12 protein-coding genes are annotated in these 12,710 nt (G+C 67.5%); 6 read left to right on the forward strand and 6 right to left on the reverse strand.

All coding sequences use genetic code 11. The features are described 5' to 3' along the window. The 4 genes from BN10_RS16925 to BN10_RS11175 form a co-directional block, all read left to right on the forward strand. Positions 1–863 (forward strand): OB-fold nucleic acid binding domain-containing protein (locus tag BN10_RS16925; RefSeq protein ID WP_324603524.1); only part of this gene is annotated, 863 nt, incomplete at its 5' end. A gap of 10 nt (positions 864–873) precedes the next feature. Beyond that, entirely contained in the window at positions 874–1,638 is a 765-nt protein-coding gene (locus tag BN10_RS11165; protein ID WP_156917217.1) for a methyltransferase domain-containing protein, read from the forward strand. Between the two features lie 21 nt (positions 1,639–1,659). Then, positions 1,660–2,916 carry a DNA polymerase IV gene (gene dinB / locus BN10_RS11170; protein WP_010851354.1) on the forward strand — a complete coding sequence of 419 codons (1,257 nt, stop codon included), beginning with the start codon at positions 1,660–1,662 and terminating at the stop codon, positions 2,914–2,916. 59 nt (positions 2,917–2,975) lie between these two features. After that, positions 2,976–3,359, forward strand: a complete 384-nt coding sequence (locus BN10_RS11175) for a DUF3040 domain-containing protein (RefSeq protein ID WP_010851355.1) — start codon at positions 2,976–2,978, stop codon at positions 3,357–3,359. 76 nt (positions 3,360–3,435) lie between these two features. Here BN10_RS11175 and BN10_RS11180 read toward each other — a convergent pair whose 3' ends face one another. Next, a complete protein-coding gene (locus BN10_RS11180) occupies positions 3,436–3,933 on the reverse strand; it encodes a DUF456 domain-containing protein (protein WP_010851356.1) in 498 nt (165 codons plus the stop codon). 1 nt (position 3,934) lies between these two features. Continuing rightward, the gene (locus BN10_RS11185; RefSeq protein ID WP_040751526.1) at positions 3,935–4,147 is read right to left on the reverse strand and encodes a DUF7455 domain-containing protein; all 213 of its coding nucleotides are present in this window, start codon (positions 4,145–4,147) and stop codon (positions 3,935–3,937) included. A 243-nt stretch (positions 4,148–4,390) separates the two neighbouring features. Between BN10_RS11185 and BN10_RS11190 the strand changes: the two genes are divergently transcribed. Beyond that, complete coding sequence (locus tag BN10_RS11190) at positions 4,391–6,517, forward strand: DNA gyrase/topoisomerase IV subunit B (RefSeq protein ID WP_010851358.1); 2,127 nt, start codon at positions 4,391–4,393, stop codon at positions 6,515–6,517. Positions 6,518–6,624: 107 nt separating this feature from the next. After that, a complete protein-coding gene (locus BN10_RS11195; protein ID WP_040753204.1) occupies positions 6,625–8,067 on the forward strand; it encodes an APC family permease in 1,443 nt (480 codons plus the stop codon). A gap of 113 nt (positions 8,068–8,180) precedes the next feature. Here BN10_RS11195 and BN10_RS11200 read toward each other — a convergent pair whose 3' ends face one another. From BN10_RS11200 to BN10_RS11215, 4 genes are all read right to left on the reverse strand, one after another. Further along, entirely contained in the window at positions 8,181–9,200 is a 1,020-nt protein-coding gene (locus BN10_RS11200; protein ID WP_040753207.1) for a LacI family DNA-binding transcriptional regulator, read from the reverse strand. Between the two features lie 26 nt (positions 9,201–9,226). Next, positions 9,227–10,192, reverse strand: a complete 966-nt coding sequence (locus BN10_RS11205) for a carbohydrate ABC transporter permease (protein ID WP_010851361.1) — start codon at positions 10,190–10,192, stop codon at positions 9,227–9,229. Then, complete coding sequence (locus BN10_RS11210) at positions 10,192–11,223, reverse strand: carbohydrate ABC transporter permease (protein WP_010851362.1); 1,032 nt, start codon at positions 11,221–11,223, stop codon at positions 10,192–10,194. Before BN10_RS11210 ends, BN10_RS11205 begins: the two co-directional genes overlap by 1 nt. A gap of 108 nt (positions 11,224–11,331) precedes the next feature. Beyond that, entirely contained in the window at positions 11,332–12,708 is a 1,377-nt protein-coding gene (locus BN10_RS11215; protein ID WP_010851363.1) for an ABC transporter substrate-binding protein, read from the reverse strand. Positions 12,709–12,710 lie beyond the last annotated feature (2 nt).

Raw genomic sequence — 12,710 nt, forward strand, 5'->3', positions numbered from 1 at the left:
CGGCATACCGGGGCAACGGGGTGCGGGAGCGAGCCGCGGCTCAGAGCCAGGCCGCGGCCCCCGTGGTGGCGGCGGCCGAGCGGGGCACCCAACTGCTCCTCGACCTCGGTGATCGTCCCGAGGTGCGCCAGGGCAGTGGCCTGCCCGAGTTGAGCGGCACCGAACGGGTCCGTGCCGAGCTCGATGTCCTCGGCCTCGACGTCTCCACCCATGTCATGGACGTCTACGCCCCCCTGCTCGACGCCCTGGGCGTCACTCGTGCCCGCGACCTGATGGCCGCGCGGAGCAACCGTGAGGTCTGGGTCGGCGGGGTCAAGGTCGCCACCCAGACCCCACCGATCCGTTCGGGTCGACGCGTCGTCTTCCTCACCCTCGACGACGGCAGCGGTCCGGCCGATGCGACCTTCTTCGAGGACGTCCAGGGCCCGTATGCCGAGACCGTCTTCCACTCGTGGCTGCTCCTCGTGCGCGGTGTCGTTCGCCGGACCGGTCAGCGGGGCGTCTCGATCCGCGCCACCGGTGCCTGGGAGCTCTCCTCGCTCTGGGAGGCCTGGCAGGGTGGGGGACGCGAGGAGGCGCTGGCCGCCCTGGCGGCGCTCGACGTCTCGGTGCGGGCCCGGGCGCAGGAAGCGGAGGCAGCGACCGACTCGACGAGGAGGCGAGTCCTGGTCCACGCCAGCGGTTTCCGGCAGTCTCCCTATGCCGACACCCGGCCGGCGGGCACTCCGAGCACCGACGGACGGGCGATGGGAGCTGGCCTGGGTTCCCGACGTCAGTCCTTCACCGGCCCCTACTCGCCCGACGACGCCGCAGCCGCGCCGCGCAAGTTGTGGCACGCCAGCCCCGGGAGTTCCGGGCACTAGGGTGAGCATCGTGACCGATCGTGCCCCCAGCCGCCGCTCCGGTGTCGACACCTCGGTGCGCACGGCGGCGGTGTGGCACACCGTCGACGAACACGTCCGGGAGTTGTCGGAGGCCCTCGGTCGACCCCTGCGCGTCCTCGACCTCGGCGGTGGCACCGGCGGCCTGGCCGTGCCCTTGGCCGAGGCCGGCCACGACGTCATCGTCGTCGACCCCAGCCCGGATGCGCTCGCCTCGCTGCGTCGACGCGCGACCGAGCAGGACGTCGCCGACCGGATCGAGGCCCGTCAGGGCGATGCCGACTCTCTCACCGACCTGCTCGAGGGCCGTGCCGTCGACCTGGTCACCTGCCACGGCACCCTCGAGCACGTTGACGACCCGGCCACGGCGGTGCGCCAGTTGGCCGCCACCCTCGCCCCCGGCGGCCTGCTCAGCCTCCTCGTCGCCCAGCGGTATGCCGCGGTGCTGGCCCGCGCGCTCGCCGGCCAGTTCGCCCGGGCGCGCGAGGTCCTCGACAGTGACACCGGGCGCTGGAGCGGTGATGACCCGTTGCCTCGACGTTTCGACCTCGACGAGCTCGTCGGGCTGGTCGACGCCGCGGGCCTGACCGTCCGGTCCGCCACCGGCGTGCGGATCTTCACCGATCTGGTGCCCTCGGGCGCCTTGGACTCGGACGCCGATCGGCAGGCCCTGCTCGCGCTCGAACACGCGGCCGCGCAGCACCCGTCGCTGGCCACGCTCGGGACCGCCGTTCATGTCGTCGCCTTGCGACCCTGACACCGGCACGGTCAGGCCGTCATGAGCCGCCGCCAGTTCGCCCTCCCACAGCGTTCGGGGGATGGTCCGCCGGACGACACCGGGTGCACGATCCTGCACGTCGACATGGATGCCTTCTATGCGTCCGCTTCCTTGCTCGCCCGACCCGACCTGGTCGGTACGCCGGTCATCATCGGCGCGGCCCGCGGGCGCGGCGTCGTCCTCTCGGCCACCTATGAGGCCCGCCGCTTCGGGGTGACGTCGGCGATGCCGATGAGTCGAGCCCAGCGGCTGTGTCCCCAGGCGACAGTGCTGCCTCCCGACCACGAGCTCTACTCCCGGATGTCCTCGGCGGTCATGGAGATCTTCCGCTCCGTCACCCCCGTGCTCGAGCCCCTCTCGCTCGACGAGGCCTTCCTCGACGTCTCGGGGGCCATCCGGCGGCTCGGGCCGCCCGCGACAATCGGCCAACTCATCCGCGACACCGTCCACGATGAGCAGCGTGTGACCTGTTCGGTCGGGGTTGCGCCCAGCAAGTTCGTCGCCAAGCTCGCCTCCGGGCTGGCAAAGCCCGACGGCATGGTCATCGTGCCCGTCGACGAGGTCGTGCCCTTCGTCCAGCAACTGCCCGTCGGGGCCCTGTGGGGGGTGGGGGAGCGAACCGAGGAGGCCTTGCTGCGGCTCGGCCTGCGGACCGTCGCCGACATCGCGCACACCCCGCTCACGACGCTGACCCGCGCCCTCGGGGACGTCGGCGGCAGGCATCTGCACGACCTCTCCTGGGGGCGGGATCCTCGCGGGGTCGAGCAGGAGCAGCGCGAGCGCAGCATCGGCAGTGACGAGACCTTCGCGCACGACCTCGACGACCCGGCGCTGATCCATCGTCACTTGCTGGCCCTCAGCGAACGCACCGCCTCTCGTGTCCGGAAGGCGGGGCTGGCCGGTCGCACCATCAGCATCAAGGTGCGATTTGCCGACTTCACGACCATCACGCGCTCCCGCACGCTGCGCGAACCCACCGATGTCAGCCGTGAGATCTATGAGACCGCCGTCGGCCTCTATGACGCGTTGGGCCTCCAACGCGCCCGGATCCGTCTTGTCGGGGTCCGCATGGACAAGCTCCTCCCGGTCGAGCAGGCGCCCATCCAGGCCCGCCTCGACGAGCCGGACCACGGCTGGCGCGACGCGGACCGGGCGATCGACCGAGCCAGCGCGCGCTTCGGGTCGGGGGCGGTCCGTCCAGCCAGCCTGATCCCTCGCGAACAATCTTCCTCACGACCCCCCGGCGATCTATCCTGAGGGGGAACCCGCGACGGACCCGGTCCGTTGCCACCTCGGGACCAGTTAGGGAGGACCGCGTGCCGCTGTCGGAGCATGAGCAGCAGATGCTCGAGCAGATGGAGCAGGCCCTTGCCTCCGAGGACCCCCGCTTCGCCCATCAGATGCGTGGTGGCACCACCTTGGCGGTCCGCCGCCGCCGGCTCGTCCTCGGGATTCTCGGGGTCGTCATCGGTCTGGCGCTGGTCGTCGTCGGGGTCAACACCACGATGTGGGTCGGCGCGGTGGGATTCGCCGTGATGGTCGCAGCCGCCGCCTATGCCTTCACGCCGGTCAAGGAGGGCGACGCCTCCGCACAGGCCGCGGCGCGCACCAAGGGTCGGGGTCCGACCCCGCCCAAGGGATCCTCCTCGTTCATGCACAAGCTGGACGAGCGGTGGGAGCGCCGCGAGCGGGGCCAGTAGAACCCCCCAACACCTCGTTGCGTTCGCGTCAACGGTGGCCATGGCGACGGGTCACGCGGACGCAAGCGGTGGGGGGTCAGGTGATGACGACGCCGACAACCCAGGTGACCGCGATGAGCACGGCCGCGATCAGTTCGATGCCGATCGAGGTCATGATCGCCTTGAGCGCCGCCTTGGTGCGGCGCCAGGCCACGGCACCGTCACGCTGCGGCAGGTAGGCCAGGACGAACAGTCCGAGCACGAAACCGACGAAGAAGCCCACGACGGGAATGAGGAACATCCCCGCGATCCCGCACAGGGCCGCGATGACCAAGCTGCCGGTCCTCACCCCGTCGGCCTTGAGCCGCTTCCCGGGGATGAGGTACTGACCGGCCAGACCGGCCGCGAACCACACGCAGCAGAGGCCGAAGATCACCCACGGTGTGGTGCCGGGCATGTCGATCGCCCAGATCAGGACGCCGAGCAGGGTGAGCAGGAGGCCCGGCAGGACGGGCACGACAATGCCCAGCATCCCGATCAGGATGATCAACCCGGGCACCCACGTGGTGGTGCCCTCGGGCAGGAAGCCGCTCAACTCAGTCGGCGGTCGTCGGCTCCGGCGTGGTCAGGCGGTCGGACTCGTCATGGATGTCGGCGTGGCCTTCGAGGGCGGGCGCGTGCTTGCGGCCGTGGTGGGCGCAGAAGAGCAATTCACCACCACCGTGGAGGCGGGCCCGCACGAAGGCCTGGGCCCCACACCGGTCGCATCGGTCGGCAGCGGACAGGCTCGGTGCCAGTGCAGCGTTCACATCGGCCTCCTCAAGGCTTTGCACTCGTCCACCCCGGGACCGGGGTGCCCTCGGACCAACAGTCAAACACGAGGAATCCTTCCCGACCGAGAATTCCCTCGCGCGTCCCATCACTTGTCGGTGACGGTATGCCGCGGGGCCGGCCCCGCGGCATACCCTCCGGCCCGCGTGGCGTGGCCGGGCTGTCAGGGCCCGCGGTTAGCCTGCTGGGGTATCACCCGCCGCACCCCAGGAGCATCGCCCGTGGCCACCGCCGCGAAGAAGACCGCGACCACGAAGTCCACTCAGGACTACACCGCTCACCACCTGCAGGTCCTCGAGGGCCTGGAGGCGGTGCGCAAGCGCCCTGGGATGTACATCGGGTCCACCGACAGTCGCGGCCTCATGCACTGCCTCTGGGAGATCATCGACAACTCCGTCGACGAGGCCCTCGGTGGCCACTGTGACCGGATCGAGGTCGTCCTCTTCGAGGACGGCTCGGTGGAGGTGCGCGACAACGGCCGTGGCGTCCCGGTCGACATCGAGCCCAAGACCGGGCTGACCGGCGTGGAGCTCGTCTACACGCGACTGCACGCGGGCGGAAAGTTCGGCGGGGGCTCCTATACCGCCTCCGGTGGGCTCCACGGTGTCGGCGCCTCGGTCGTCAACGCCCTGTCCAGCCGGCTCGACGTCCAGGTCGACCGAGGGGGCAAGACGTACGCCATGAGCTTCCGGCGTGGCGAGCCGGGCGTCTTCTCGGATGTGGCCGGTGCCCAGGGTCGCAAGGACCCCGAGCACGCCTTCACCCCCTACGTCGCGGGTTCCCAGCTCGACATCGTCGGCAACGTCAGGCGAGGGATCACCGGCACGCGGGTCCGCTATTGGGCCGACCACCAGATCTTCCTCAAGGACGCCGAGTTCGACCTGACCGGGCTCCTCGCCCGAGCCCGGCAGACCTCCTTCCTCGTGCCCGGCCTGACCATCGTCATCCGCGACGAGCGGGGCTCCGAGGCCACCGAAGAGACCTTCGTCCACGACGGCGGTATCTCCGAGTTCTGCGACTACCTGGCCATCGATCCCCCGGTCACCGATGTCTGGCGCCTTCAGGGCAGCGGCACCTTCACCGAGACGGTGCCCGTGCTCGACGCCAAGGGCCACATGACACCGACCGATGTCGAGCGCGAGTGTGGGGTCGACATTGCTCTGCGGTGGGGGACCGGCTTCGAGACCAAGGCCCTCAGCTTCGTCAACATCATCGCCACGCCCAAGGGTGGCACCCACGTCGCCGGTTTCGAGCAGGCGCTGCTCAAGGTCTTCCGTCGCCAACTGGAGCTCAACGCGCGGCGGCTCAAGGTCGGCTCCGACAAGGTCGAGAAGGACGACATCATGGCCGGGCTCACCGCCGTGGTGACGGTCCGCCTGGCCGAGCCGCAGTTCGAGGGTCAGACCAAGGAGGTGTTGGGCACAGCGGCTGTGCGCGCCATCGTCGCCAAGGTCGTCGAGTCCGAATTGACCTCTTTGCTCACCTCGACCAAACGTGGCGAGAAGGCCCAGTCGGCCCTGCTTCTCGAGAAGGTGACCGCAGAGATGAAGACGCGCATCAGTGCGCGCCTCCACAAGGAGACCCAGCGCAAGAAGAATGCGCTCGAGTCCTCCTCTCTGCCAGCCAAACTCGCGGACTGCCGATCCTCCGACAATGATCGGACCGAGCTCTTCATCGTCGAGGGCGACAGCGCGCTCGGCACCGCGAAACTGGCTCGTTCCTCGGACTATCAAGCGTTGCTGCCGATTCGCGGCAAGATCCTCAACGTCCAGAAGGCCTCGGTCACCGACATGCTCGGCAATGCCGAGTGCGCCTCGATCATCCAGGTCATCGGGGCCGGCTCCGGTCGCACCTTCGACCTCGAGACGGTCCGCTACGGCAAGGTCATCATCATGACTGACGCCGATGTCGATGGCGCCCACATCCGGACCCTGCTCCTCACTCTCTTCCACCGCTACATGCGCCCGCTCATCGAGGCGGGGAGGGTGTATGCCGCGGTGCCACCGCTGCACCGGATCGAGGTCGTCAACCCGGGCTCGAAGCCGAACGAGCTCATCTACACCTACTCCGAGACCGAGATGCGCAAGACGCTCGCCACGCTCACCAAGCGGGGCCGAACGATCAAGGACCCGATCCAGCGCTACAAGGGCTTGGGCGAGATGGACGCCGATCAGTTGGCCGAGACCACCATGGACCCGCGCCACCGCACCCTGCGGCGGGTCACGATCGGCGACATCGAGGCGGCCCAGCGCGTCTTCGAGTTGCTCATGGGCAACGAGGTGGCGCCGCGCAAGGACTTCATCGTCGAGTCTGCGCGCACCTTGGACCGCGAACGCATCGACGCCTGAGGCCCACGATCTGGGCGTTGTCCCAACCCGCCAAGGGCGCTCCTTCTGTGCCACAGTGACGAGTCATCCGCGGGGTTCCCGTCCCGCACGTGATGATGGAGGACGCGATGAGTCAGGCCGTCGAGACCGCCGAGAATCAGGGTGAGGTGCAGACCGAGCTGAAGCGGGTCATGGGACCCAAACTGTTGCTGCTCTTCATCGTTGGCGACATCCTCGGCACAGGGGTCTATGCGCTCACAGGGGATGTGGCGGCCGAGGTCGGCGGAGCGGCATGGGCGCCCTTCCTCGTCGCCTTCGCGATCGCGATGGTGACAGCCTTCTCCTACCTCGAGCTCGTCACCAAGTACCCCCAGGCAGCCGGTGCGGCGCTCTACACCCACAAGGCCTTCGGCATCCACTTCCTCACCTTCATGGTGTGCTTCACGGTCATGTGCTCGGGCATCACGTCCGCCTCGACGGCCTCGCGAGCCTTCGCCTCGAACATGGCCAAGGGCTTCGGCTGGGACGCCGACAACAGCAATCTCGTCGTCATGATCGCGCTGGGCTTCATGCTGCTGGTGGCCTTGGTGAACTTTCGTGGTGTCGGCGAGAGCGTTAAGGCCAACATCGTCCTGACCTGCGTCGAGCTCTCCGGTCTACTGCTCGTCATCATGGTCGGCTTCTACGCCCTCTTCGCCGGCAAGACCGACTTCTCGCGCACGATGGTCTTCGACAGTCCCTCCGACAAGTCGGCCTTTCTGGCGGTGACGGCTGCCACCTCGTTGGCCTTCTTCGCAATGGTCGGTTTCGAGGACTCGGTCAACATGGCCGAGGAGACCAATGACCCGGTCCGCAACTTCCCCAAGATGATGATCACCGGCATCGGGATGACCGGCGTCATCTACATCCTCGTCGCCCTCTTCGCCGTCGCGATCGTGCCGGTCGGAGAGCTCGGCGACACCGACACCCCACTGGTCAAGGTCGTGGAGACGGCGGCACCCGACGTCCCGATCAAGACACTGCTGCCCTTCATCTCCATGTTCGCCGTTGCCAACTCGGCCCTGATCAACATGCTCATGGCCTCCCGACTCCTCTACGGGATGGCGCGCCAGGAGGTGCTGCCGCCGGTCCTGGGCTGGGTCCACAAGGGCCGCCAGACCCCTTGGGTCGCGATCATCTTCACGACCCTCATCGCGTTCGGGCTCATCATCGTCGTCACCAAGAACTCCGGCGACGTCATCTCCGCGCTCGGAGGCACGACCGCCCTGCTGCTCCTGGGGGTCTTCACGATCGTCAACATCGCTGTGCTCGTGCTCCGCAAGGACACCATCAACAGACGGCATTTCACGACACCGACCATCCTGCCGATCATCGGTGCGCTCACATGTGCGTTCTTCGTGACGCCGCTGACCGGGCGCGACACCATTCAGTACGAGATCGCCGGTGGTCTGCTCGCCATCGGCGTCGTGCTCTGGGCGCTGACATGGACCGCCAATCGCTTCTTCTTCGCCAAGCGCACGTATCTGCGCGACCCGGAGCAGTACCTCGGCGGTGACAAGACCACCAACTGACGGGCGTCAGCGCGGCGGCTCAAGACAGCTTCTGCGTCACGCGGAAATTGACTCCGCGGCCGCACATAGCTGCGTGACATCCGAACTTCCGCGTCACGCAGAAGTTGTTGTGGCTAGCGCGGCGGCGCCACTGAGTCCCTGACGACGAGCTCGGTCGGGACATAGGTCATCACCGAGGGATCGAGTGGCTGGTCATCGAGGAGCGCCCCGAGCAGCAGGTTGGCCGCCACCTGACCTTGTGCCTCAACGTCCTGACGCACCGTGGTCAGACCGAGGACATTCGACAAGGTGTGATCGTCGATGCCGACGACCGAGAGGTCATCCGGGACGTGCAGTCCCAGGCGATGGGCGGCGGCCATGGCACCGAAGGCCATCTCGTCGGACGCCGCGACGATGGCCGTCGGTCGCTCGGCCGCCGAGAAACAGGTGAGGAGGGCCGAGGTGTGCTCGGCCGCAGCATCCGCCGTCCAGTCGCAGTTGAGGACCCACTCCTCTCGAAGAGGTATGCCGTGGGCGGCCAAGGTCTCCTCGAAGGCCCGGCGACGGCCCTGGGGGGTGAGGACGTGGGCCACGTTGCCCGGGACGGCCCCGATGTAGGCGATCCGGCGGTGGCCCTGGGAGATGAGGTGCTCGGTCGCCTGCCGCATCGCGTCGGCGTCGTCGATCCGGACGCACGGGTGGCCAGGCATCGGCGTTCCGATGGCGACCGCGGGCAGGGCGAGGCGATCGAGGAGAGCAAGTTCCTCGTCCGTCATGGGGAGGTTGAGGGTGATGACGCCGTCGACCCGGCGCCACAGCAGGTTCTGGCTCAGGTGAAGCCGCGAGTCGTAACTCTCGTCCTCGAGGTCGAAGAGCAGGACATGGTGGCCACGCGCACGCAAAGACTTCTCGATGGCGGACACCAGTGAGGCGAAGAACCAGCGGGTGAGGAAGGGGGCGACGACCCCGACGACCTCCGTGCGCCCAGAGGCGAGCGAGGTGGCCGTCGGGGACGCCATGTAGTTCAGCTCTTCCGCGACCTGGATGACCTTCTCGCGCGTCTCGGGGGAGACGCGGTCGAGCCCACGGAGGGCTCGGGAGACCGTGGCCACAGAGACCCCGGCCTCCCGAGCAACATCCGTGATTGTGCTCATCCGTGCAGGACGCGCGCTGTCGGACATCAGCCCTTCGTGCCTCCCGCGAGCAGACCACGGACGAAGTAGCGCTGCAGGGAGAGGAACACCGCAACCGGCAGGGCGATCGAGATGAACGCTGCCGCCGAGAGCAGGTACCAACGGTTGCCGAGGGTTCCACTGATGGTGTTGAGGATCATCGTCAGCGGAGCCAGCTCCGGCGAGCCACCGAGCATCGTCAGGGCGACCAGCAGGTCGTTCCAGACCCAGAGGAACTGGAAGATGCCGAAGGACGCCAACGCGGGGGCGATGAGCGGCAGCAACACCTGGAAGAAGATCCGGACGTGGCCGGCGCCATCGACGCGAGCCGCCTCGAGCAGCGAGGCCGGGATCTCCTTCATGAAGTTGTGCAGTAGGAACACCGCCAGCGGCAGCGCGAAGGCGCTGTGCGACAACCAGAGCGACCAGTACGACCCACCCAGGCCCAGGTCCTGGAACATCGTGACCAAGGGGAGGAGGGCGATCTGGAGCGGGACGATCTGCAGCGCGAATACGGCGACGAACAACGCGTTGCGGAACGGGAAGTCGATCCACGCGAAGGCGTATGCCGCGAGCGACGCCAGGAGAAGGGGCAGGAGCACCGCCGGGATGACGATGACGAAACTGTTGACGAAAAAGTCCGTCAACGGCGGCTGGCCCTCGGCGCCCTGGAGCACCTGCTTGTAGTTGTCCATCGTGAAGCCGGTCCGCCATGCGTTCCACCAGCCGGTGGACTGGATGTCCTTCTGCTCGCGGAAGGACGTGACGAACAGGCCGAAGGTCGGCGTCGTCCAGGCCAATGCCATGACGACGGCGAACAACGATGCCCACTTCGAGCTGACGGCCCGGGCGGCATTACCCGCAGCGGACTTGCCGCGCTTCTTGCCGGTCTCCAGTTCTTGGCCGCCGCCGGCCTCCTCGACGGCCTCGTTGGCCACCGACTCGGGGACGGGTGCGGGAGTTGCGGTGCTCATCAGGCGTCCTTCCGCATCTGGATCACGTTGAACACGATGATCGGCATGACCAACAAGAAGATGACGATGGCGATCGCGGCACCCAGGCCCGGCTGCTGGGTCACGAACGAGCGGTTGTAGAACTCGTTGGCGAGCACCGAGTCACCGAGCTTGCCGCCGCTGCTGGCCTGGACGATGTCGAAGGCCTTCAGGGTGGCGATGGCGATCGTCGTGAGGACGACGATCACCGACGAGCGGATGCTCGGCAGGGTGATGAAGCGGAACATCTGGAAGCCCTTGACGCCGTCCATGTTGGCGGCCTCGATGATCTCGTCCGGGATGGCCTTGATCGCGGCCGAGAGGACGGTCATCGCGAACCCGGCCTGGATCCAGATCATGATGACGATCATCGCGAAGGTGTTCCCGGGCGCATTGCCGAGGAAGTCGATTGGGTCCATCCCGATCTTGGTGAGCAAGGAGTTGATCAGGCCGACCTGGTCGGCCGTCGGGTCGCCGATGAAGTAGTAGACGAACTTCCAGATCAGGGTTGCGCCGACCATCGAGATGGCCATCGGGAGGAAGATGAGCGCCTTCGCGAGCGCCTCACCCTTGGCCCGGTCGATGAGAATGGCGTAGAGCAACCCGAGCCCGGTGGCGAACAGGGGCACGAGGATCACCCAGAAGAGGGTGTTGCGGAAGACCGCCGGCAGGCCCGGTGTGGTCCACAAGGCCTGGAAGTTGTCGAAGCCGACGAATTTCCCTCGGGTTCGGGGGGTGCCGAAGTTGAGGTCGAAGAACTTGCCGGAGTAGAAGGCCCGGCGGATCGTGAGGATGGCCGGGTAGATCAGGCCGACGCTGATCAGGACGACCGTCGGACCGACGAAGGCCGCGGCCTGGATCTTCTCGCCGAGGTGGCCCTTGAACAGGGACGCGAGGAGAAGGATGCCGATGAAGACGGCGGCGAAGACGGCGATGCCGAGGAAGAGCTGGCCGATCTTGCCGGCGTTGCCACCGCTCTGCGCCGCGAGGGACGCCAAGTGTGCTGCGTGCATGTCACCTCCAGGTGAGTCAGGGGTGGAGCGGGAGAGGACCCGAGAAAAGGGGTGGCCGCGCGCCGGTGTGCGGCGACCACCCCTTCCGTCATGGACGAATCTCTGGCGTCAGCTTGCCGGCCAGGACTTCTCGATGTTGTCGAGGGTCGTCTTGTCGTCCTGACCCTTGACCCAGTTGGTCATCTCCGACCAGAAGGTGCCGGCACCCACTGCGGACGGCATCATGTCCGAGCCGTCGAAGCGGAAGACCGCCGCCGGATCCTGGAGGATCTTGGCGGACTGCTGGTCGATCGGGGAGACCAGGTTCGCCGGGTCGAGCTCCTTGTTGGCGCTGACCCAGCCGCCGCCCGTCGTGGCCTTCGCCTTGGCGTTGGCCCAGTCGGGGGAGGCCAGGAAGGCCGCGAAGGCCTTGACCTCGGGAGCGTCACGGAAGGTTGCGACGAACTCGCCACCACCAAGGACCGGCTTCGACGAGGAGTCGACCGCCGGCAGGTAGAACGCCCAGACGTCGCCGTCCTCGGCGACCTTGGTGCCATCGGGCCAGTTGGAGGCGTAGAACGAGGCCTGGCGGTGCATGTAGCACTTGCTCTGGAGGATCGGCTGGCCGCCGTCCTGGAAGGTGGTCGTCGCGATGGAGGACACGTCACCGAAGCCGCCGTTGACGTACTTCGGGTCCTTGAGGATGGCCGCGACCTTGCCGAGCGCCTCGACGACCTTCGGGTCGTTGAAGGGGATCTTGTGGGCGACCCACTGGTCGTAGGTGTCCTTGCCCGCGGTACGCAGGAGCACATCCTCGAGCCAGTCGGTGCCCGGCCAGCCGGTGGCCGTGCCCGAGCCGAAGCCGGCACACCAGGGCTTGGCCGCCGGGTCGTCGGTGGCGATCTTGGCGGTGAGATCCATGAGCTCGGCCCAGGTCGTCGGGACCTTGTAGCCCTTCTCCGTGAACTTCTTCGGGGAGTACCACACGTAGGACTTCACGTTCGCGCCGAGCGGTGCCGCGTAGAGCTCGTCGTCGACCGAGCCGTACTTGCGCCAGTCGGCTCCGAAGTACTTGTCGACCTCGTCGGAGACGGTCTTGCTCGCCGGGATGGCCTTGCCCGTGTCGACCATGGTCTGGAGCAGACCCGGCTGCGGGACGAAGGCGACGTCGGGCAGGTTGCCGGACTGGGCGCGCTGCGGGAGGTTCTTCTCGAAGTCCTTGTCACCTTCGTACTTGATGGTGACGCCGGTGCAGTCCTCGAACTCCTTGTAGGAGGCCTTGTGGGGCGCGTCCTCAGGGGTGACGATCGAGGTGTAGATCGACACCGTCTTGCCCTGGAGTTCGGACTTCATGTCACACCACTTGCTGTAGTCCGTGGTGTCCTCGGCGGCGGTGCCGCCGGAGCCCGAATCGCTCGAGCCGCCACCGCACGCCGCCGCGGACAGGGAAACCGCGACGATGCCGGTAAGCACCGCAGCCGCGCGGCGCTTTGAGTTGAGGGCCATGG

Source organism: Phycicoccus elongatus Lp2 (assembly GCF_000367525.1).
GTDB lineage: Bacteria > Actinomycetota > Actinomycetes > Actinomycetales > Dermatophilaceae > Phycicoccus_A > Phycicoccus_A elongatus.

Bases quoted from the DNA above. Each gene is read 5' to 3' on its own strand.
- BN10_RS11215 (WP_010851363.1), bottom strand. From the start codon at position 12,708: ATGGCCCTCAACTCAAAGCGCCGCGCGGCTGCGGTGCTTACCGGCATC.
- BN10_RS11205 (WP_010851361.1), bottom strand. From the start codon at position 10,192: ATGAGCACCGCAACTCCCGCACCCGTCCCCGAGTCGGTGGCCAACGAG.
- BN10_RS11200 (WP_040753207.1), bottom strand. From the start codon at position 9,200: ATGAGCACAATCACGGATGTTGCTCGGGAGGCCGGGGTCTCTGTGGCC.
- BN10_RS11195 (WP_040753204.1), top strand. From the start codon at position 6,625: ATGAGTCAGGCCGTCGAGACCGCCGAGAATCAGGGTGAGGTGCAGACC.
- dinB (WP_010851354.1), top strand. From the start codon at position 1,660: ATGAGCCGCCGCCAGTTCGCCCTCCCACAGCGTTCGGGGGATGGTCCG.
- BN10_RS11210 (WP_010851362.1), bottom strand. From the start codon at position 11,223: ATGCACGCAGCACACTTGGCGTCCCTCGCGGCGCAGAGCGGTGGCAAC.